Below are 21,429 nucleotides of genomic sequence, written 5' to 3'. Positions count from 1 at the left end.
CCCGCGGCACCGCCGGGCTGTCCCCGTCGACTCTGTGCATGGTTGATTGACCTCGGGCCAAGGGCACCGCAGGCTGGGCGCATGGAGACCACTTCGCTCAGCCGTTCGGTGGACGACGAGTTCGCGCCCGAGACCACCTACCTCAACACCTCCACCTGCGGGCTGCTGCCCCGCCGCTCCGTGGACGCGGTGAAGTCGCTGGCCGAGGCGCTCGCCGCGGGCCGCAGGGCCGGCTCCGGCGACTTCGAAGCGGTGGAAGCGGCCCGGACCGGCTTCGCCCGTCTCGTCGGGATCGACGCCGACCGGGTCGCCACCGGCAGTTCGGTCTCCGTGCACGTCGGGCTGATCGCGGCCGCACTGCCGCCCGGGGCCGAAATCGTGGCGCCCGAGGGGGAGTTCAGCTCCGTCGTGAGCCCGTTCGCGGTCCGTGGCGATCTCAAGGTGCGCTATGTCCCGCTGGACGGACTGGCCGACGCGGTGCGGCCCGGCACCGCGCTCGTCGCCTTCTCGGCCGTGCAGTCCGCCGACGGCCGGGTCGCCGATCTCGACGCGGTACGCGCGGCGGCGTCCGCCCACGGGGCCCGGACGCTGCTCGACGCCTCCCAGGCGGCCGGCTGGCTTCCGCTGGACGCCGGGGCGTACGACTACACCGTCACCGGCGGCTTCAAATTCCTGCTCTGCCCCCGGGGTACGTCGTTCCTCACCGTCACCGAGGAGGCGCAGCGCACCCTTCCGCCCGTCTTCGCGGCGTGGATCGCCTCCGACGACCCCAGCAACAGTACGTACGGCCCGGTCGAGCGGCTTTCCCCGACCGCCCGCCGCTACGACGAACCGCCCGCCTTCCTCCCGTACCACGGCGCCGAGCACTCCCTCGCGCTGCTGGGCGAGGTCGGTATCGACGCCGTCCACGCCCACGCCACCGGGCTCGCGGCCCGGATGAGGGCGGGGCTGGCCGGGCTGGGGCACGAGGCGGTGCCGGGGGAGTCGGCGACCGTCGCCGTCCCCGGACTCGGCGGGCGGGAGCCGGAGTTGGCGCGGGCCGGGGTGGTGGTCGGGAACCGGGCGGGAAGCCTGCGCGCGACCTTCCACCTGTACAACACGGAGGCCGACGTGGACCGGGTCCTGGACGTGCTCTCCGGCTGAACCCGCGCGGATGCCGGGGGAGAAGGCCGGGGAAGAAGGCCGGGGGGAAGGAAAAGGGCCGGGAAGGAAGGCCGGGGGAGGAGGAAGAAAGCCCGGGGAAAAAGCCGGGGAAGGCAGGGGGATCAGCGGCGCTCGGGGCAGTCGTCGGTCTCCCGGCAGAGGTTCTCCTCGACCTTGGCGAGCAGCCGGGCCAGCTCCTGACGTTCGGCCGCGTCCAGTCCGGCGAGGGTGTGCTCCTCCAGATTCGTCCAGGCCCGCTCGACGTCCGAGTGCAGGGTGCAGCTGTCGTCGGTGGCCTCGACCAGGACGGCCCGGCGGTCGTCGGGGTCGGGGCAGCGGCGGACGTGCCCGGTCTGTTCGAGGCGCTGGAGCATCTTGGTGACGGTGGAGGGATCGAGGTCCATGGCCTTGATCAGCTCGGACTGGCGCACCGCACCCGTGTCCCACAGGCACATCATCAGGAACTCCTGGCCGGGGTAGAGCCCGAGCCCCTTGAGCAGCTTGCCCGCCGCGATCCGGTGCAGCCGGGCGATCCGCGAGACGGCGTGGCTGACGGGGCCGCCGCGTGCGGCGCTCGGCAGCCGGATACAGGCGGTGTCGGCGGTGGGATCGGCCGATCCGGCGAGGCCGGTCGATTCGGCGGGACCGGCGGGGCCGGACGAACCGGACGGGCCGGACAGACCGGCGGAGTCGGCGGGTCCGTCCGGTTCGGTGGAATCGGCTCGTTCGGCCTTCATCGCGTCTCCGTAACGTGTGGATCGGCAGCGCCCCGGCCGACTGCTCCGACGCCGGCTCCGGCCGCCTTCCGTGAACTTTACCTTGGTCGGCCAAGTAATGGGCTACAGTGGGCGAGTCGCAGATACTTGGTCGACCACATAATTCCCTGGGGGCTTCCATGACCACCGCATTCGACCCGATCGACCTGTCCGGCACCCAGCTCGCCAACCGCATCGCGATGGCTCCGATGACCCGCAGCCGGGCCGGTGAGGGCGGCACCGCCACCGATCTCGTCGTCGAGTACTACGCGCAGCGTGCCTCTGCGGGCCTCATCATCACGGAGGGCATCCAGCCCTCGGTGGTGGGCCAGGGCTACCCCGGCACCCCGGGACTGCACAGCGCGGAGCAGGTCGCGTCCTGGCGCAGGGTCACGGACGCCGTGCACGCGGCGGGCGGCCGGATCTTCGCCCAGCTCATGCACGCGGGCCGGATCGGCCACCCGGTCCTGCTGCCGGACGGGCTCACCCCGGTCAGTGCCTCTCCGGTCAGGCCCGCCGGACGGCTGTACACCGGCGCGGGGCTGGAGGACTTCACCACACCGCGCGAGCTGACCGCCGACGAGGTCCGGCAGACCGTGGCCGACTTCGCGGCGGCCGCCCGCAACGCGGTCGACGCCGGCTTCGACGGGGTCGAGCTGCACGGTGCCAACGGCTACCTCATCCACCAGTTCCTCGCGCCCAACACCAACCTCCGCACGGACGAGTGGGGCGGCTCCGACGAGGCCCGCATCCGGTTCGCCGTCGAGGTGGTCAAGGCCGTCGCCGCCGAGATCGGTGCGGAGCGGACGGGGCTGCGTATCTCTCCGGGAAACGCGTACAACGACATCGACGAGCCCGCGCCGGAAGCCGTCTACACCGCGCTGGTGCGGGAGATCGAGCCGATCGGCCTCGCCTACCTGCACGTCTTGGAGGCGGTGGAGATCCGCGAACTGACCCTCGCCCTGCGCAAGCAGTTCTCCGGCACCTTCGTCGTCAACGTGCGGACGGACGGGCCGACCGGGCCGGACGACCACTCGGTGATCGACGACGGAATCGCCGACATCATCTCGTACGGCGCGCTGTTCATCGCCAATCCGGACCTGCCCGCCCGCCTGAAGGCCGGCGGCCCGTTCAACACCCCGGACCCGTCGACCTTCTTCGGCGGGGACGCGAAGGGGTACGTCGACTACCCGGCACTGGACGCCGTTTCGCCCTGAAGGCCCTGAAGGCCCTGAAGGCCCTGAAGGCCCTGAAGGCCCTGAGAGCCGTGAGGACTGCGAGGGCCGTGAGGACGGCAGGGGCCGCCGGGGTGCGCGACCGCCGGCCGGGCACCCTGGCGCTTGCGCCGAACGGCGGCACACCGGTTCGGCGGGGAGGACCGACACCGCCGGGCCCTCCCCGCCGGTCCGGGCCGTCCGCATCCGTGCCGTCGTGGCGCCGATCCGGTCCCGCAACCGCCGGATCGGCGTCGGCGCGGTCGCGTACTCCCGTCCCGGGTGGGCCCCGACCGCACGCGCATGCGACCCCACGGTGTTACAAAGGGCACTGTGGTCAATCGTTTCGGCCGATTCCGGAGCGCACAGATTCGGTCACTCACGGGTAAGTATCCCCGGAGTCTCGCAGGCCAGGTCTTTGCCCTGCAGGTGGCTGTGGTCGCGCTCCTCGTGGCCGCTGCGGTGCTGGCGCTCGTCGTGCAGTCCCGGCGCGACAGCAGCGCGGATGCGAAGGACCGCTCCGTCGCCGTCGCGCAGACCTTCGCGCACGCACCGGGGCTCCTCGCCGCGCTGAACACCCCTGATCCCTCCAAGGTGCTCCAGCCGCTGACCGAGGTGGGACGGAAGGCGGCCGGTGTCGACTTCATCGTGGTGACGGACACGAAAGGTGTCCGCTACACACATCCTCGGCCGGACCTGATCGGGAAGAGGCTCGTCGGCACCATCGCGCCGGCGCTGGCGGGCCGCGTCTACACCGAGAGCGTCAAGGGCCCGCTCGGCGAAGAGGTGCAGGCGATAGTCCCCGTCCACGATCACGCGCACAAGGTCGTGGCCCTGGTGGCCGCCGGCATGAAGGTCAAGCACGTGGCCGGCGTGGTGGCACGGCAGATCCCGATCATCCTCGGCGCAGGAGTGGCCGCGCTCGCCCTGGCCACGGGCGGGACGGCGCTGGTGACCAGGCGGCTGCAGCGGCAGACCCACCGTCTGGGCCCTGCCGAGATGACCCGTATGTACGACCATCATGACGCCGTGCTGCACGCGGTGCGCGAAGGCGTGCTCATCGTCGGCGAGGACGGCCGGCTGCTGCTGGCCAACGACGAGGCCCGACGGCTGCTGGATCTGCCGCTCGACGCCGAGGGGCGCCGCATCCCGGACCTGTCCGGCCTTGATCCCGGCATGGCGGAACTGCTGACCTCGGGACGCCCGGCCACGGACGAGGTGCACCTCGCGGGGAGCCGGCTGCTCGTGGTGAACCAGCGGCTCACGGACCGCCACGGTGGCCCCCAGGGGACGGTCGCGACCCTGCGTGACTCCACCGAGCTGCGGGCGCTGTCCGGCAGGGCGGAGAACGCCCGCGAGCGGCTGCGCCTGCTGTACGACGCCGGTCTCGGCATCGGGACCACCCTCGACGTGGTGGGCACGGCCGAGGAACTGGCCGAGGTCGCGGTGCCCCGGCTCGCCGACTTCGTCACCGTCGATCTGGCCGACCTGGTCCTTCACGGGGACGAGCCGACCAGTGCGGACACGGACATGCGGCGGGCCGCCGTACACGGAATCCGGGAGGACCACCCCTTCTACGAAACCGGTCGGCTGATCGAATTTCTCCCCTCCACACCACAGGCACGGGCCTTCGCCACCGGTAAGCCGGTGCTGGTGACCGACCTGTCCACCGCATCCGGATGGCTCGCCCAGGACCCGGAGCGGACCCGGCTGATCATCGATTGCGGCGTCCACTCACTCATCACCGTGCCCCTCCAGGCACGGGGCGTCATCCTGGGCATGGCCAACTTCTGGCGCTCCGAGAAACCCCAGCCGTTCGAGGAGGACGACCAGTCCCTGGCCGAAGAACTGGTCGCCCGGGCGGCCGTCAGTATCGACAACGCCCGCCGCTACACCCGTGAGCACGCCGTGGCCGCGACCCTGCAGCGCAGCCTGCTCCCGCGCGCCCTGCCCGAACAGAGCGCGCTGGAGGTGGCCCATCGCTACCTGCCCGCACTCTCCGGGGTGAGCGGCGACTGGTTCGACGTGATCCCGCTCCCGGGCAGCCGGGTGGCGCTGGTCGTCGGGGATGTCGTCGGACACGGCCTGCACGCGGCCGCGACGATGGGACGGCTGCGCACGGCCGTGCACAACTTCTCCACGCTCGACCTGCCGCCCGACGAGATCCTCCGCCACCTCGACGACCTGGTCGGGCGCATCGACCAGGAGGAGGGGGAGACCAGCGCCGTCGCGGGGATCATAGGGGCCACCTGCCTGTACGTGATCTACGATCCCGTCTCCCGCCACTGCGCCATGGCGCGGGCCGGGCACCCCCTGCCCGCACTGGTCCGGCCCGACGGCAGTGTGTCGTTCCCCGACCTGCCGGCCGGCCCGCCCCTGGGCCTGGGCGGTATGCCGTTCGAGACGGCGGAACTGGAGGTGGAGGAGGGCACGCAGTTCGTCCTCTACACCGACGGGCTCATCGAGGACCGCACCCGGGACATCGACGTGGGGATCGAGCTGCTGCGGCAGGCCCTGGCGTGCCACCCCGACCGGTCGCCGGAGGACAGCTGCCAGGCGGTGCTCGACGAGCTCCTGCCCAGTCGGCCGAAGGACGACGTGGCGCTGCTCATCGCCCGGACACAGGCGATCCCGCCCGACCGGGTCGTCGACTGGGACGTACCGTTCGATCCCGCCGCCGTGGCGGGGATGCGTGCCGCCGTGGTCGAGAAGGTCGACGACTGGGGTCTGTCCGAGCTCGCGTTCGCCGTGGAACTGCTGCTCAGCGAGTTGATCACCAACGCCCTCCGTTACGGCTCCGCGCCGGTCACCGTACGACTCCTGTACGACCGCACCCTGACCTGCGAGGTGACCGACGGCAGCAGCACCTCGCCCCATCTGCGCGACGCCGCCGCGATGGACGAAGGGGGCCGCGGCCTGTTCCTCGTCGCACGGCTGGCCGAGCGCTGGGGCACCCGTTACACCCCGCAGGGAAAGGTCATCTGGGCGGAGATGCCGCTGCCCCGGCCCGACGGGAGCGCGGAGGGCGCGATGTGGGCGGACTTCCTCGACGCGGAGCTCTGACCGCCGCTTCGGTACGCCCCCGAGACGAGCACTTCCCCGGCCGTCCCGGCACGGTGGCCGGGACAGCAGCGTTCCCGGGACAGCGGTCCGGGCGGCCTCCCGTTACTCCTGACCGGCCTCGTCCAGCGGCGCACTGTGCCACTTCCACGACGTGACCCGCGGCCGGCCGGGGAGTTCGGCGCGGCCGGTGGCCCAGAGCAGGACGGTCCACCGGTCGGCGTCCTTCGGGGCGTCCGGGAACAGCCTGGCCAGCACCCGGTCGCAGAGTCCGGCGGGCGGCGTCCAGGGGACGTCCAGGCTCGCGGCGAGGTCGTGCGTGTGCACCAGGGTCTCCACGATGCCCATGGCGGCGAAGCCCTCCGGGTCGGACACCCCGTAGGTGTGGTACGAGCGGACCTCGGGCGAGGTGGTCCGCACCATCGCCGCGAGCAGCGCGCCGTTCGCCTCCAGCGTGTGGAGGAGCCCCGCCGGACCGGCCGCCGGGTCCGCGGACAGGGCGTTCTCCGGACCGCCCTCGCGGTCGGCGCCGAAGCGGTACGGGACGTACGCGTCCAGCGGCGGCCGCCGCGGGCCCAGTTGGACCGCGTAGGAGAAGAGATCGTCGCTCAGATGCTCCGCGGTCTCCCAGCAGTTCCACTCCAGCGCACCGGCCGGGACCCGCCAGTCGTCCGCCGGGGACTCACGGAGCGCGTCGACCGCGAGGCGGACCGCGGTGGTCACGTCGTCCGCGGTGACCGGGAGCCGGGTCCCGGTCAACGCGGCCCGTTCGGCCGCGCTGCACTCGACACAGAACTCGTTGCCCTCCGGGTCGGCGAGCGTCGCCCAGCCCCGTCCGTTCGGCTTGCGGTGGTCGGCCACGAGGGTGGCGCCCAGGCCGAGCAGGCGCTCGACCTCTTCGTCCCGGGTGCGGTCCTGCGGCTGGAGGTCCAGGTGCAGACGGTTCTTGGCGCTCTTCGGCTCGGGCACCGAGATGAACAGCAGCGCGGCGCCGGGGGCCGTGACGAGTGCCTCGGGGTCTCCGGGGGCGTCGTCGTCGGAGAGCGGCGCTTCGAGCACCCCGGACCAGAAGCCGGCGAGCTCGTAGGCGTCGGCGCAGTCGATCGTGATGTGACGTACGAGTGAAGTCATGGGCACCACTGTCGCCGCAGGTGGCCGCCCCGGTCCACCGACTTCGGGCGGGGAGAGGGGGGACGGGCCGGGGACGGGGTGGGGGACGGCACCCGTCCCCCACCCCGTCCCCCGGGCCCGCCGGTACGTCACCTCACCGGTGTGAAGTCCCGCGCGCCGATGAACTCCGGGCGCCGGGCCGGTGCCGCGAACGGCTCCTCGGCGGTGTTCTCCACGCTGTTGAAGACGATGAAGACGTTGCTGCGCGGGTACGGGGTGATGTTGTCCCCCGAGCCGTGCATGCAGTTGCAGTCGAACCAGGTCGCCGAACCCGCCCGGCCCGTGAAGAGCTTGATGCCGTGCCGGTCGGCCAGCTTCGTCAGCGCCTCGTCGGACGGCGTGCCGGCGTCCTGCATCTTCAGGGACTTCTTGTAGTTGTCCTTCGGCGTCTCGCCCGCGCAGCCGAGGAACGACGTGTGCGAACCGGGCATGATCATCAGCCCGCCGTTGGTGTCGTGGTTCTCGGTCAGCGCGATCGACACGGACACCGCCCGCATGTTCGGCAGCCCGTCCTCGGCGTGCCAGGTCTCGAAGTCCGAGTGCCAGTAGAACCCCGAAGCGCCGAAGCCCGGCTTGACGTTGATCCTGGACTGGTGGACGTACACGTCCGACCCCAGGATCTGGCGGGCCCGGCCCACCACGCGCTCGTCCGCGACCAGCCGGGCGAAGACCTCGCTGATCCGGTGGACCTCGAAGACCGACCGCACCTTCTGCGACGTCGGCTCGATGATCGAGCGCTCGTCGGCCCGCACCGCCGGATCGGCGATCAGCCGGTCCAGTTCGGCGTGGTAGACGGCGACTTCGGCCGGTGCGATCAGCTGGTCGACGGTGAGGAACCCGTCGCGCTCGAAGCCCTGGAGATCCTTTGCGGCGACCGGTCCCGGCGCACCGGGTGCCGACCAGACGACCGGGTCCTGGCGGGGAGTGATCATCTCGGCCGCGCCGCGGGTGGGGTACAGATCGGTGCGTACATCGGTGGCCATGGTTCAGCCCTCCTCGGTCAGCAGCGGGTAGACACCGTTCTCGTCGTGCTCCTCCCGTCCGGTGACCGGAGGGTTGAAGACGCAGACGCAGCGGAAGTCGGTCTTCGGCCGCATGGTGTGGTGCTCGTGGCCGTTCAGCAGGTACATCGTGCCGGGGGTGATCCAGTGCTTCTCGCCGGTCTCGTCGTCGGTGAGCTCGGCCTCGCCCTCGACGCACAGGACGGCCTCGATGTGGTTCGCGTACCACATCGACGTCTCGGTACCCGCGTACATGGTGGTCTCGTGGAGCGAGAAGCCCACCTTCTCCTGGGCGAGCACGATGCGCTTGCTCTCCCAGGTTCCGGAGGCGGCCTTCACATGCCGGTCGGTGTTCTCGATGTCACTGAACGAACGGACGATCACGGTGGGTCGGTGCCTTTCTCTCTGCGGTGGTGTTTCGGTACGGGTCCGACCGGGACGGGACGGCCCCGGACAGCCTCGGACGGACGGACGGACGGACGGTCGGTCGGTCGCCGGTCAGGTGGTTTCGCGGACCGCGCGGGCCAGCGTCCGCAGGCCCTCGTCCAGTTCCTCGGGGGTGACGGTCAGCGGCGGCAGCAGCTTCACGACCTCGCTGCGCGGACCGGAGGTCTCGACGAGGAGACCCAGCTCGAAGGCGCGGGCGCAGATCGCGGCGGCGCGCGCCTTGTCGGTGAACTCCACGCCCCAGACCAGGCCGCGGCCCCGGAACCGCGCACCGAGCCGGGCGTGTTCGTCGCAGATCGAGAGCAGCGCCTGCTCGATCTGCTCGCCCCGGGCCAGGGTCTGCTTCTCCATCTGGCCGTCCGCCCAGTAGGCGTCCAGCGCGGCCGCCGCCGTGACGAACGCCGGGTTGTTGCCGCGGAAGGTGCCGTTGTGCTCGCCCGGTGCCCAGATGTCCAGATCCGGTGTGAACAGGCAGAGCGACATGGGCAGTCCGTAGCCGCTGATGGACTTGGACAGGGTCACGATGTCGGGGGTGATGCCCGCCTCCTCGAACGAGAAGAACGCCCCCGTGCGTCCGCAGCCCATCTGGATGTCGTCGACGATCAGGAGCATGTCGCGGCGGCGGCACAGATCGGACAGGGCCCGCAGCCACTCGGGGCGCGCCACATTGATGCCGCCCTCGCCCTGCACCGTCTCGACGATCACGGCGGCGGGCTTGTTGAGGCCGGAGCCCTGGTCCTCCAGGAGCCGCTCGAACCAGAGGAAGTCGGGTACCCGGCCGTCGAGGTAGTTGTCGAACGGCATCGGGGTGCCGTGCACCAGCGGGATGCCGGCCCCGGCCCGCTTGAAGGCGTTGCCGGTGACGGCGAGCGAGCCCAGCGACATGCCGTGGAAGGCGTTGGTGAAGGAGACGATCGATTCCCGCCCCTTCACCTTGCGGGCCAGCTTCAGCGCCGCCTCGACCGCGTTGGTGCCGGTCGGACCGGGGAACATCACCTTGTACGGGAGGTCGCGCGGGCGCAGCACGTTGTTCTGGAAGGACTCCAGGAAGGCCCGTTTCGCGGTGGTGGCCATGTCGAGGCCGTGGGTGATGCCGTCGCGCTCGATGTAGTCGATCAGCGCGCGCTTCAGCACCGGGTTGTTGTGGCCGTAGTTGAGCGATCCGGCGCCGGCGAAGAAGTCGAGGTAGCTGTGGCCGTCCTCGTCGGTGAGACGGGCGCCCTGCGCACGGTCGAACACGGCGGGCCAGCCGCGGCAGTAGCTCCGTACCTCCGACTCCAGGGTCTCGAAGACACTCAGCGCGGGCGGGGTGATGGTCACAGGGATTCTCCTGCTTGAGGGGGGTGTGTGACGGGCGGCGGTGCGGGTGTGCTCGGGAGCGGAACGGGCCGGGCCGCTCGGGCGAGGCGGCGGCCGACGGGCTCGCAGCGGGTCGGCCGGGGCGCTCAGGCGTGGAACGGGCCGATGCGGTACAGCACTTCGGGCTGATGCGTTCCCTCGGGGAACAGCCCGCCGTCGAAGAGGACCTCGCGTTCCAGGGCAACGTCATGGCGCCGCGCGTAGGAGCTGAACAGCCGGTCCGACGCGGTGTTGTCCGGGGTGATGGTCGTCTCGACCGAGGCCAGGCCCTGTTCGGCGGCGACCCGTGAGGTCAGCGCGTCCAGGAGCTTTCCCGCGAGGCCGGTCCCGCGGTGGCCCCGGTCGACGGCCACCTGCCAGACGACGAGCGTGTCGGGACGGTCGGGCCGGAGGTACCCCGTCACGAAGGCGACGGGCTCGCCGGCCTCGTCGCGGGCGACCACGGAGGTGGCCGCGAAGTCACGGCACCACAGCAGGTAGCTGTACGAGGAGTTGAGGTCCAGGACCTCGGAGTCGCGGGCGATGCGCCAGATCGCGGCTCCGTCCTCCACTCGCGGGGTGTCGATGGTGAGGAATTCGCTTCGGGCACGTGCAAAATCTGCTGGTGCGGCGGTCATGCAAATTGAATTTACCCAGCAAATTTCGAAATCGCATCGACGCAAGGGGTTGGGTGGCGCGGTCCGCTGTGTTATCACGCAGGCGCGTGCCCCGGCGCGATCCGGTCGCGCTTTCTTCCGTTTTGGGTGCTATTTATCCGGCATTACGGGCGCGATGTGGAGTCGGTCACAAGGTCGTAACTCTCGGATGACGCAACGGAATTGTGTGGATCGGGGTTGCGTCGAGATCCTGGAAACTCGGGTGTTTAGGGTTCGGGAAAGCGGGCAGAAGAATGCGGGAAGCTGCTCGGAATTGAGCAGCTCCCCGCATTTATGGAATATTGGCGTGCCGGCCCGGATCTATTCGTTCGGCCAGGTTTCCGAAACGGCTTTGCGGGCAGTTTCGAAGTCGACCTGCCGGCCCGCATCGGCCAGCGCCGCCCCCAGAGCCGCGAGCGAGGACTGCACCGCGCCCCGCGTCGCATCCACACCGTAGTGATTGACCCGGATCATCTCCTTGGACAGTGCGCCCCCGCCCGCGATCAGCGGCAGCGACGGGTCGGCCGCGAGCGCCCGCGCGACCAGCTCCGCCGCGTCCACGCCCGCCGGGGCGCGCAGCGTCGTCGCGACCGGCGCCGCCTCCCTCGCCTCGTGCACATACGGGGTGAGGCCCCCGCCGAGCGCCACGGCGCCCGCACGCGTCGCCGCGGCCGCCGAGGCGTGCCGGGCCATCAGCGCGTCCAGGCCCTCGGCCTCGATCCGCTCCACGCAGGCCTCCAGCGCCAGCATCTCCAGCTGGGCGGGTGCGTGCAGCAGCGCCTTGCGGCCGCCGTCGATCCAGCGCCCCTTCCAGTCCAGGAGCGAGAGGTACGAGCGGCGCGGGGCCTGGGGGTTGGCCGCGATCCGCTCCCAGGCCCGCTCGCTCACCGACACCGCCGACACCCCGGCCGGGCCGCCCATCGCCTTCTGCGCGCCGATCACGCAGAGGTCGACGCCCCACACGTCCGGCAGCAACGGCTCCGCGCCCACGGAGGCGACGGCGTCCAGCATGAACAGCGCCCCGTGCGAACGGACCACCTCACCGATCTCGGCGACCGGATTGGTGTTGCCCGTCGCCGCCTCCGCATGCACCAGGGAGACGAAGTCGATCTCCGGGTGCTCGGCCAGCGCCCGCGCCACCTGGTCGGCGGTGACCGCCGTGTGGAACGGAACCGCCAGGTCGACGACGTTGGCGCCGCAGTCCCGCAGCCAGTTGCCGAAGGTCTGCCCGTACGGCCCGGTGACGACGTTCAGCGCGGTCGAGCCGGGCCGGGCGCCGCCCCGGATGCAGCCTTCGAGGGGGAGCAGCGCCTCGCCCTGCATGATGACGACGTCCTGCTCGGTGGCGAGGAGGCGGGCCACCCGCTTCTCGACGGCCGCGAAATGCGCGGCGGTGAGCGGGGCGAGGTCGAGGAAGGGGTGCGTCACGGTGGTGCTCTCTTCGGGTCGGGTCGGGTCGGTGTGCTGCGGTGCCGCGTACGGACGGTGCTTCCGTCGAAGCGTACCCAGGGCGCCGAGCGGTGCCTCGTACAGTGCTGTTCATGACTGATCGCAGGGCACCGCAGGTGCTGCATGTGAAGGGGCGGGTGCTCGTCGGACCCGAGGACGTCCGGGACGAGCTCTGGGTCGTCGACGGGCGGATCTCGTACGGGAGGCCGGCCGGCGCGGACGGGGCGGTGACCGTCACCGGCTGGGTGCTGCCGGGGCTGGTCGACGCCCACTGCCACGTCGGGCTCGACCTGCACGGCGCCGTCGACGAGGCGACCAGCGAGAAGCAGGCCCTCGCCGACCGTGAGGCGGGTGCGCTGCTGCTGCGGGACGCCGGATCGCCCGCCGACACGCGGTGGATCGACGACCGCGAGGACCTCCCGAAGATCATCAGGGCCGGCCGCCACATCGCCAGGCCCCGCAGGTACACCCGGAACTACGCCCATGAGATCGAGCCGGACGAACTGGTCGCGTACGTCGCCCAGGAGGCGCGGCGCGGCGACGGCTGGGTGAAGCTGGTCGGTGACTGGATCGACCGGGAGGCGGGCGATCTGACCGCCTGCTGGCCGCGCGAGGCGGTCGAGGCGGCCATCGCCGAGGCGCACCGGCTCGGCGCCCGGGTCACCGCGCACTGCTTCGCCGAGGACGCGCTGCGCGATCTCGTCGAGGCCGGGATCGACTGCATCGAGCACGCCACCGGGCTCACCGAGGACACCGTTCCGCTCTTCGCCGAGCGCGGTGTGGCGATCGTCCCCACGCTGGTCAACATCGCCACCTTCCCCTCGCTCGCGGCGGGCGGCGACACCAAGTTCCCCCGCTGGTCGGCCCATATGCGGCGGCTGCACGAACGGCGTTACGACACCGTGCGCGCCGCGTACGACGCCGGGGTCCCGGTCTTCGTCGGTACCGACGCGGGCGGGGTGCTCGCCCACGGGCTGGTGGCGGACGAGGTCGCCGAGCTGGTGAAGGCGGGCATCCCGGCCCTGGACGCACTGTCCGCGACCACCTGGGGTGCGCGTCGGTGGCTGGGGCGGCCGGTGCTGGAGGAGGGCGCCCCGGCGGACCTGGTGGTGTACGACGAGGACCCGCGGGCGGACGTGCGGGTGCTGGCGGCGCCGCGACGGGTGGTGCTGAACGGGCGGGTGATCGGCTGAGCGCGGCGCACGGGACCGCTTCCCGGCCGGGGTGCGCCGTGTTGACAGGCAGTTGCCGCGGCGCTGCCGTGTCGTTGAAACACCTCTGCGCGCACCCCGGCGCAGTCGGCCCACGTGCCGTCCGCGCTCGGCGGATCGGGTGACTCCGAGGAACGAACGTACCGAGATATTCGAATACAGGCGCGAAAACCCCCCTTTGGGGTGAACTCACGTCAGGTGTCTGCCGGTTCACCCTCTGTGCGTAAAGCTTTCGGGGTCGAGGTCACCGGCGCTCGCGATGTCCCCCATTGGACGGCGCCGGTGGCTCCATGTCTCTTGTGGGGGTTCCACCATCTTGAACAGCAACACCTTCCGCCTGGCCGCCCTGGCGGCCGCCGTCGCTCCTGTCGCCCTGCTGGCCGCCGTCCCGGCGCACGCCACCACCGCGACCACCGCGACCACCGGCGACGGGAAGGCGAGCGCGGTCGTGCTCCGTACCGCACTCGACGTCTCGCTCCTGAACAAGACGATCGAGCTGCCGCTCAAGGCCACGCTCAATGAAGTGCAGGCACCCGCCAGCGCCGACAGGACGGCGCTGAGCGTGCGGCTCGACGGGGTGGACAACGGACAGCCGTTCAGCGTGCTGAGCGCCGATGTGGCCACCGCCAGGGCGACCGTCGCCAAGCAGAAGGCCGAGGGGTACAGCAATCTGGCGAAGGTCCGGGTCCATGTGCCCGGACTGCCGATGCTCCCCCTGATCGAGGTCGAGAAGGTCACCTCCAGGGCGGTCTGCGAGGCGGGCAGGAAGCCGGTCGCCGAGTCGAACGTGCTGGGGCACGTGTCGGTCCTCGGCAAGCGGATCACCCTCACCGCGGGCGGCACCACGCAGGTGAAGGTGCCGGGCGTCGGCGAGGTGACCCTCGACCTGTCGAAGACGCACACCACCTCGCGCACCGCGGCGGCGGCCGCACTGCAACTGAAAGTCTCCGTCAACCCGCTCAAGCTGAACGTCGCCGATGTACAGGGCGAGGTCACGCTCGCCGGGGCGACCTGCGAGACGCCGAAGCCGACCGGGCCGGGCGGCGACAGCGGCGGTACGAGCAACGGCGGTTCGGACAACGGAGGTGCGAGCAGCGGCGGTTCGGACAACGGAGGCTCCGGCAACGGCGGGGCGACCGGCGGCAGCACGTCCGGCAGTACGGCCGGCAGCACCTCGGGTGCCACCGGCGGCGGTGACAGCGGCGGTGTGAAGCCCCAGACCGGCACCGGCCACGCTCCGGCCGCCGACTCCAGCCTCGCGGAGACGGGCGGCAGTTCCGCGACGCCGTACATCGCGGGCGGCGCGGCCCTGCTGCTGGCGGTGGGCGCCGGGGCGACGGTCGTGGCCAGGCGTCGCGCCCAGAGCTGACGGAGGAGCGGGGAGCGGCGTTCGCGTGCCGGAACGCCGCTCCCCGCGAGCCGCCCCGTCAGCCTGTGACGGCGGTCAGCGTCTGCAGCGCCTGGTCGAGTGCCTGAAGGAGGCGGTTGGTCGTCGCGCGGTCGCGTACCGCCAGCCGCAGCCACTGCGGGCCCAGCCCCGGAAACGTATCGCCACGCCGTGTCGCGAACCCCAGCGCCCGCAACCGCTCCCGGACCTCGGCGGCCCCCTCCAGCCGCACCAGGACGAAGGAGCCCTCGGCCGGCTCCGCCACCCGCACCTCGGTGAACTCCCGCAGTCCCGCGACCAGATGGGCCCGGTCCACCGTGATCCGCTCCGCCGCGGCGGCTGCCTCGGCAAGGGCCCGCGGCTCCATGCACGCCTCGGCCGCCGCCAGGGCCGGGGACGACACCGGCCACAGCGGCTGCGCCTCCTCCAGGGCGTGGATCGTCTCCGGGCCGGCCAGCACGTAACCGACGCGCAGCCCCGCGAGCCCCCAGGTCTTGGTGAGGCTGCGCAGCACCACGAGCCCCGGCACGTCCACGCGAGCGCACAGTGCCTCGCGCTCGCCCGGCACCGCGTCCATGAACGCCTCGTCGACCACCAACGTCCGTCCCGGACGCGCCAGCTTCTCCAGCACGGCCGCGGGATGCAGGACCGACGTGGGGTTGGTCGGATTGCCGACCACCACCAGATCCGCGTCCTCGGGCACGGCCGCCGGGTCCAGCCGGAAACCGTCCTCGGCGCGCAGCAGCACCCGCCGCACCTCGTGCCCCGCCGCGCGCAGCGCCGACTCCGGTTCGGTGAACTGCGGATGGACCACGACCGGACGGCGGGCCGGCAGCGCCCGTGCGACGAGCACGAACGCCTCCGCCGCACCCGCCGTCAGCAGCACGCGCTCCACCGGCAGCCCGTGCCGGGCCGCGACCGCCGCCCGCGCCGGACGGCCGTCCGGGTAGGCGGCGAGCGCGCCCAGCGACGCGGAGATACGCGCCCGCAGCCAGGCCGGGGGCGTATCGGCCCGTACGTTGACGGCGAGATCGGTCAGATCCCGGCCCCGTCCCCGTACCTCCGCGTCACCGTGGTGGCGCAGATCGTGCGTGCCCGCGCCTGTCGCGTCGGGACTTTCAGTGGGAGTGTGCATGACCGCCGTGGGGGTGGTGGTGATGGTGGCCGTCGTCGTCGGGGTGGAAGTGCGGCTGCTGCGGCAGCCCCACCTTGTCCTCGAAGCCCGGCAGCGCGATTCGGTACACGCATGAGTCGCAGTTCATCCGCAGATCGCCCTCGACGGCCTCCCGATAGCGCTCCATGACCAGGTCGAACAGTTCCTCGGCCCCACCGATGACCTCGGCCGGGCGGACGTCCGACTCCGGGTGGGCGCCGGCCCATTCCTCGGTCTGACGACGCACCCGGTCCGGCAGGATGCCGGTGAAGAGGAAGTACGGCAGAACGACTATGCGCCCGGCACCCAGCTTCACGCAACGGTCGAGACCGGACGGTACGTCGGGCGCCGCGAGCGACACGAACGCCGTCTCCACCCCCGCGTAACCGCGGCCCTCCCAGAACAGCCGCGCCGCCTTGTACACCTCGGCGTTGGCATCCGGGTCGGTCGAACCGCGCCCCACCAGCAGCACCGTCACCTCGGACCGGTCGGTGTCGCCCAGCACCTCGTCGACCCGGCGCTCCAGCACCCGCAGCAGTGCCGGGTGCGGGCCGAGCGGGCGGCCGTAGGTGTACGAGATGCCGGGGTGGCGCTCCTTCTCACGGGCCAGCGCCGCCGGAATGTCCCCCTTGGCGTGCCCGGCCGACACCAGCATCAGCGGCACGGCGGCGAAACGCCGCACACCGCGCCCGACGAGCTCGGTCACGGCGTCGCCGAGCGGCGGCGGGGACAGCTCGATGAAGCCGCCCGCCACGGGCAGTCCGGGGTGGCGCTCGCCCAGTTCCGTCACGAAGTCACGGAACGCCGCGGCCCCGCCCTCGTCCCTGGTGCCGTGGCCGGCGACGAGCAGTGCGGGCTGGTTGGACGGGGTGGCAGGGGCGGTCACAGGTTCTCCTCGGTGTCGGTGGGGGGTACGGGGTGGTACAGCAGGGCGTTCAGCGCGGCCGCGGCCACGGCCGAGCCGCCCTTCTCGGACACATTGCTCACGGCGGGCAGACCGCTCTCGCGCAGCGCCGCCTTCGACTCGGTCGCGCCGACGAAACCGACCGGCAGCCCGATGACGAGGGCGGGCGCGGCATCGAGGACGAGCAGCTCCTCCAGCGCGGTCGGGGCGTTGCCGATCACCCAGATCGCGCCCGGCCCGACCTGCTCGTACGCGAGCCGGACCGCATGTGCCGAACGGGTCAGCCCGGGACCGGACCTGGCCTCCTTCAGGCGGCACACGGTCTCGCGGCGGGTGATGCCCGCCGCGACCATCTCCACATCGGTGACGACCGGGGCACCGGCGTGCAGCGCCGCGTGTGCGACGACGAGCGACGCCTCGTCGCAGACCAGATCGGTCGCGTACGCCAGATCCGCCGCGGAGTGGACGACCCGCTCCACGACTGCCCGGGTCAGCGGGGCGAAGTGCGAGGTGTCCAGGCGGGCGCGGAGCCGCCGGAACGACTCCTGCTCGATGGGGTGGACGGTTCTCTCCCAGGGCCGGCTCACTTCTCTCCTCCCCGCGCCGCGGTGGCCGACTGCCAGCGGTAGCCGCGCGGTGTCACCATGCGGCCCGCGATCTCCCGGGTGGCGGTGTTGCCGACCGTCACGACCGTCATCATGTCCACCGTCGCCGGGTCCAGGGCGGCGAGCGAGGTCACCCGGCTGCTCTCGTCCGGGCGCGAGGCGTTGCGTACGACCCCGACCGGGGTCGCCGGCTCCCGGTGCCCGGACAGGATCGACAGGGCCTTCGGGAGCTGCCAGTCGCGGCCCCGGCTGCGCGGGTTGTAGAACGTCACGATGATGTCGGCCTCGGCCGCGGCCCGGACCCGGCGCTCGATGACCTCCCACGGCGTGTGCAGATCGGAGAGGCTGATCGACACGTGGTCGTGGCCCAGCGGGGCGCCCAGGATCGCGGCAGCCGCCAGCGCGGCCGTCACACCCGGCACACCCACCACATCGATGTCGGCACCGGCCTCGGCGAGCGCGGGCGACGCCATCGCGTACACGCCCGCGTCACCACTGCCGATCAGCGCCACCGCATGCCCCTTGCGCGCCTCGGCGACCGCGGTGCGGGCCCGCTCCTCCTCGGCGCCGAGCCCCGACTCCAGGATCGTGGTGCCGGGGCGCAGCAGATCCCTGATCTGGTCGACGTACTGATCGAGCCCGACCAGTACCGAGGCCCGCCGCAGCTCCTCGCGGGCCCGCGGGGTCAGCAGATCACGCGCGCCCGGTCCGAGACCGACGACGGCCAGCCGCCCGCGCGGGCCGCGGCGCACCACCGCGCAGGTGGCCATCGCGGCCCGCCCCGCAGGGTTCGACTTCCGCTTCGGCACGAGGAGTTCGCCCCCCGCGGCGAGCGCCGCGGCCTCCGCGACGGACGGCGTTCCGACGGCGGCGAGCGGTGCGCCGGACGGGTTGGGCACCTCGATCCGGGCCAGCTCGTCGGCGGTGTACGTGCGCAGCGGTACGCCGAACCGCGCGGCGGCCTCGACGATCCCCGGCTCGTCCGCCTTCGCGTCGACCGTCGCCAGCTCCGCGACGCTCAGCGGCGAGAGCCCGGCCTCGCCCAGGGCGTCCCGGATCAGCCCGACGACCTCCTCGACCGGCGCGTTCCTCGACGCACCGACCCCCACGGCGAGCGACGCGGGCCGCAACACGGCCGCCCGCGCGCCGAGTTCCACGATGCGGTCGGTGACATGCAGCACCGTCGGCCCCTCGGCACCCGGGGACACCTGCGGCGGCAGCGGCGGCAACGGCCACACCGCGTCCGCCCGCAGCTCCACCGGAGCCCCGTCGAGCACCGCGCGCGACACCCCCGCCACATCGCCCTCCACCGGGAGGCCCAGCATGTCCAGCCCCGGCACCCCCGTCGCGTCGGTCGCCGTCGTCACGACCGGCGCCGCGCCCAGCACCTCACCGACCGCCTCGGCCAGGGCGTTCGCCCCGCCGGCGTGCCCGCCGAGCAGCGCCACCGCATGGCGGCCCGCCTCGTCGACGCAGACGACACCCGGGTCCGAGGACTTGTCCGACAGCAGCGGCGCGAGCAGCCGCACCACGGCCCCCGTCGCCAGGAAGCACACCAGCTGCTCGCACTCGGCGAACGCCCGTTGCACGGCCTCGCGCACCGGTCCCTCGTAGACCGCGGTGCGGCCGGGCCAGGCCGCGGCCAGCCGGTCGCGGGCGACGGTGCCCGCCGCCGTGGCGGAGATCAGGCCGATCACTGGGTTGCTCCTTCACTTGCACGAACCGCGGGGCGGGTGCCCCACAGCAGAAAGACCGGGTTGGTCGCGGCGAGCCGCGTCACCTCACCGGGCAGCGGCGCCAGCCGGGAGGACTGCAGCAGCACCCCCTCGGGCACGAGCCCGGCACCGGCCAGCGCCGCACGCACCTCGGGCACCCGGTCCAGCGCCGCCAGCGCCACCACCACCGAGCGCCGCGCACGCCGGGCGCACGCCGTCACGATGGCGGGCAGCTCACGCCCACCGCCCCCGACGAACACCGCGTCCGGCTCGTCCAGACCGTCGAGCACGGCGGGCGCGGAGCCGTGCACCGCGTGCACGTACACGCCGTGCGCCGCCGCGTTCGCCCTGATCCGGCCGACCCCGTCCGGGGTCTTCTCCACCGCGACGGCGGCCGCGCCGAGCCGTGCGCACTCCACCGCCACGGAACCCGAACCCGCACCGATGTCCCACACGAGGTCACCGGTGCGCGGCCCCAGCCGGGCCAGCGCCAGGGCCCGGACCTCGAACTTGGTGATCATCGAGTCGCGGTGCTCGAACTCCGTCTCGTCCAGCGCCCACCGGCCGGGCCCGGCCGCCGCTCCCGCGACGGTCCGCACCGGGGAGAGCACCCGGGACTCGTCCAGGCACAGCACCACACTCACCGGATCCGGCCAGTCACGGGCCAGCGCCTCGGCGGGAGTCAGCCGCTCGACGCGCTCCCGCTCCGGATCGCCGAGCGCCGTCGCGACGACCAGGACGCGCCCCTCGGTTCCGTGCGCCAGCCCGGCGGCCAGCTCGGCGGGCCCGGCGCCGGGCCCGGTCAGGACGGCCACCTTCGGGTGCGCCAGGCACACGTTCACCGCGCTCCTCGGGTCGCGGCCGTGCGCGCTGACCACGACCGCGTCGTCCCACGCCAGCCCGAGCCGGGCGAACGCGACCGCGACGGACGGCGCGCCCGGCCGCACATCGAGCGCGGCCGCCCCGAAACGCTCCGCCAGCGCCCGTACGATCCCGAAGAATCCGGGGTCGCCGGAGGCCAGCACGACCACCCGGGCCCCGTCCCCGGGCGCGTGCTCCGCGATCCGGTCGAGCGCGGGTGCCAGCGGACCGAGGACGACGTGCTCGGCCCGCCCGGTCCGCTCCTCCCGCCCCGCGGCTTCCAGGTGGCGCCGGGCGCCGACCACCAGCGTGGCCGCGGCCAGCGCCCGGCGGGCCTCGTGACCGAGCGGCTCGCCCGTCCCCGTACCGAAGACCAGCACCGGCGCGGCGGTCCCGGTACCGGAGGTTCCGGTCACGAGCCGGACCGCTGGGCGCGCAGCTGGGCCCGCGCCGCCTTGTCGGCCTTGCGGAAACCGTGGAAGTGCCCCGGGTGGTAGAGGTGCGAACGCGTCCCCGACGCCGACAGCGCCGGACCGACCAGGAAGAGGGTGTGCTTCCAGAGCTTGTGCTCCTTGACCGTCTCCTCCAGCGTCTCGATCGTGCAGTGCAGGACCAGCTCCTCCGGCCAGGTCGCCTGGTACGCGATCACGACCGGCGTCGAGGTCGGATAGCCGCCCTCCAGAAGCTCCTGGGTGAGCTGCCCGGAGCGGGCAGCCGAAAGGAACAGCGCCATCGTCGTGCCGTGACGCGCGAACTCCCGTACCTCCTCGCCCGGCGGCATCGGCGTCTTGCCGCCGCCGAGACGGGTCAGGATCACGGACTGCGCGACCTCCGGAATCGTCAGCTCCCGCTGCGCGATCGCCGCGACCGCCGAGAACGACGACACCCCCGGCACGATCTCGACCGCCACCCCCAACCCGGCACACCGGTCGACCTGCTCCTGCGTGCCGCCCCACAGCGCCGGGTCGCCGGAGTGGATGCGGGCCACCTTCAGCCCCTCGGCGGCCGCGCGTTCGTACACGGCGACGACCTGCTCCAGCGACATCTGCGCCGAATCGAGGATCTCCGCGCCCTCCCGGGCGTGCTCCAGGACCTCCGCCTGCACCAGGCTCGCCGCCCAGATGACGATGTCGGCATCCGCGATGGCCCGCGCCGCCCGGAAGGTCAGCAGATCGGCGGCGCCGGGGCCGGCACCGACGAATGTCACTTTGCCGTGGGTGGGCGGGGCGGCCGCGCCGGCTGCGTCGACTGCTTCGGACATGGGACGGGGTCCTTTCGGAAAACGGGACAGGGGGGACGGAAACGGTGGTACGGGTGGCGGCGCGCGCAGAGATGCGCGCACCCGGGTCAATCGGCTAGC

General features: G+C 72.5%; 17 protein-coding genes and 1 pseudogene. 5 read left to right on the top strand and 13 right to left on the bottom strand.

The window, feature by feature from the left end; genetic code table 11:
• Positions 1-81 precede the first annotated feature (81 nt).
• The gene (locus ACFVT1_RS32100; protein ID WP_389801743.1) at positions 82-1,143 is read left to right on the top strand and encodes an aminotransferase class V-fold PLP-dependent enzyme; all 1,062 of its coding nucleotides are present in this window, start codon (positions 82-84) and stop codon (positions 1,141-1,143) included.
• A gap of 122 nt (positions 1,144-1,265) precedes the next feature.
• Here ACFVT1_RS32100 and ACFVT1_RS32095 read toward each other — a convergent pair whose 3' ends face one another.
• A complete protein-coding gene (locus ACFVT1_RS32095; RefSeq protein WP_389801740.1) occupies positions 1,266-1,880 on the bottom strand; it encodes a MarR family winged helix-turn-helix transcriptional regulator in 615 nt (204 codons plus the stop codon).
• A gap of 158 nt (positions 1,881-2,038) precedes the next feature.
• Here ACFVT1_RS32095 and ACFVT1_RS32090 point away from each other — a divergent pair, with 158 nt between their 5' ends.
• Together ACFVT1_RS32090 and ACFVT1_RS32085 are read left to right on the top strand one after the other, a co-directional pair.
• A complete protein-coding gene (locus tag ACFVT1_RS32090; RefSeq protein ID WP_389801737.1) occupies positions 2,039-3,115 on the top strand; it encodes an alkene reductase in 1,077 nt (358 codons plus the stop codon).
• Positions 3,116-3,541: 426 nt separating this feature from the next.
• The gene (locus ACFVT1_RS32085) at positions 3,542-6,175 is read left to right on the top strand and encodes a SpoIIE family protein phosphatase (protein ID WP_389801735.1); all 2,634 of its coding nucleotides are present in this window, start codon (positions 3,542-3,544) and stop codon (positions 6,173-6,175) included.
• 102 nt (positions 6,176-6,277) lie between these two features.
• Here ACFVT1_RS32085 and ACFVT1_RS32080 read toward each other — a convergent pair whose 3' ends face one another.
• The 6 genes from ACFVT1_RS32080 to ACFVT1_RS32055 all read right to left on the bottom strand — a co-directional run bounded on the left by ACFVT1_RS32080 (position 6,278) and on the right by ACFVT1_RS32055 (position 12,212).
• Entirely contained in the window at positions 6,278-7,303 is a 1,026-nt protein-coding gene (locus ACFVT1_RS32080) for a VOC family protein (protein WP_389801732.1), read from the bottom strand.
• Between the two features lie 128 nt (positions 7,304-7,431).
• Complete coding sequence (thpD, locus tag ACFVT1_RS32075; RefSeq protein WP_389801729.1) at positions 7,432-8,325, bottom strand: ectoine hydroxylase; 894 nt, start codon at positions 8,323-8,325, stop codon at positions 7,432-7,434.
• 3 nt (positions 8,326-8,328) lie between these two features.
• Entirely contained in the window at positions 8,329-8,727 is a 399-nt protein-coding gene (locus ACFVT1_RS32070) for an ectoine synthase (protein WP_358941895.1), read from the bottom strand.
• A gap of 114 nt (positions 8,728-8,841) precedes the next feature.
• Entirely contained in the window at positions 8,842-10,110 is a 1,269-nt protein-coding gene (ectB, locus tag ACFVT1_RS32065) for a diaminobutyrate--2-oxoglutarate transaminase (RefSeq protein ID WP_389801726.1), read from the bottom strand.
• 125 nt (positions 10,111-10,235) lie between these two features.
• On the bottom strand, positions 10,236-10,700 hold the full coding sequence (ectA, locus tag ACFVT1_RS32060) for a diaminobutyrate acetyltransferase (protein ID WP_389801788.1): 465 nt from the start codon (positions 10,698-10,700) through the stop codon (positions 10,236-10,238).
• Between the two features lie 405 nt (positions 10,701-11,105).
• A complete protein-coding gene (locus ACFVT1_RS32055) occupies positions 11,106-12,212 on the bottom strand; it encodes a pyridoxal-phosphate-dependent aminotransferase family protein (RefSeq protein ID WP_389801723.1) in 1,107 nt (368 codons plus the stop codon).
• Between the two features lie 137 nt (positions 12,213-12,349).
• On the opposite strand from ACFVT1_RS32055, the gene ACFVT1_RS32050 reads away from it, so the two are divergent.
• Positions 12,350-13,426 (top strand): amidohydrolase family protein, encoded by a 1,077-nt coding sequence (locus ACFVT1_RS32050; protein ID WP_389801785.1) that lies wholly within the window; start codon positions 12,350-12,352, stop codon positions 13,424-13,426.
• Between the two features lie 334 nt (positions 13,427-13,760).
• On the top strand, positions 13,761-14,813 hold the full coding sequence (locus ACFVT1_RS32045; protein WP_389801720.1) for an SCO1860 family LAETG-anchored protein: 1,053 nt from the start codon (positions 13,761-13,763) through the stop codon (positions 14,811-14,813).
• 58 nt (positions 14,814-14,871) lie between these two features.
• On the opposite strand, the pseudogene cobC reads toward ACFVT1_RS32045, so the two are convergent.
• The 6 genes and pseudogenes from cobC to cobM form a co-directional block, all read right to left on the bottom strand.
• Positions 14,872-16,020 (bottom strand): annotated as a pseudogene (gene cobC / locus ACFVT1_RS32040) (Rv2231c family pyridoxal phosphate-dependent protein CobC); the annotation flags it as partial.
• Positions 15,950-16,870: a sirohydrochlorin chelatase gene (locus tag ACFVT1_RS32035; protein WP_389801718.1), complete on the bottom strand. Its 921-nt coding sequence runs from the start codon at positions 16,868-16,870 to the stop codon at positions 15,950-15,952. The gene ACFVT1_RS32035 and the pseudogene cobC, both read right to left, overlap by 71 nt.
• Complete coding sequence (locus ACFVT1_RS32030) at positions 16,867-17,475, bottom strand: precorrin-8X methylmutase (RefSeq protein WP_389801716.1); 609 nt, start codon at positions 17,473-17,475, stop codon at positions 16,867-16,869. Before ACFVT1_RS32030 ends, ACFVT1_RS32035 begins: the two co-directional genes overlap by 4 nt.
• On the bottom strand, positions 17,472-19,190 hold the full coding sequence (cobJ, locus tag ACFVT1_RS32025) for a precorrin-3B C(17)-methyltransferase (RefSeq protein ID WP_389801713.1): 1,719 nt from the start codon (positions 19,188-19,190) through the stop codon (positions 17,472-17,474). Before cobJ ends, ACFVT1_RS32030 begins: the two co-directional genes overlap by 4 nt.
• A complete protein-coding gene (gene cbiE / locus ACFVT1_RS32020) occupies positions 19,187-20,485 on the bottom strand; it encodes a precorrin-6y C5,15-methyltransferase (decarboxylating) subunit CbiE (protein WP_389801711.1) in 1,299 nt (432 codons plus the stop codon). The genes cobJ and cbiE overlap by 4 nt, the downstream gene beginning before the upstream one ends.
• A complete protein-coding gene (cobM, locus tag ACFVT1_RS32015) occupies positions 20,482-21,330 on the bottom strand; it encodes a precorrin-4 C(11)-methyltransferase (protein ID WP_389801708.1) in 849 nt (282 codons plus the stop codon). Before cobM ends, cbiE begins: the two co-directional genes overlap by 4 nt.
• Positions 21,331-21,429 lie beyond the last annotated feature (99 nt).

It is taken from the genome of Streptomyces sp. NPDC057963, assembly GCF_042887155.1.
In the GTDB taxonomy this organism is placed as follows: domain Bacteria; phylum Actinomycetota; class Actinomycetes; order Streptomycetales; family Streptomycetaceae; genus Streptomyces.
This window is presented reverse-complemented; position numbering and strand designations above follow the sequence as displayed.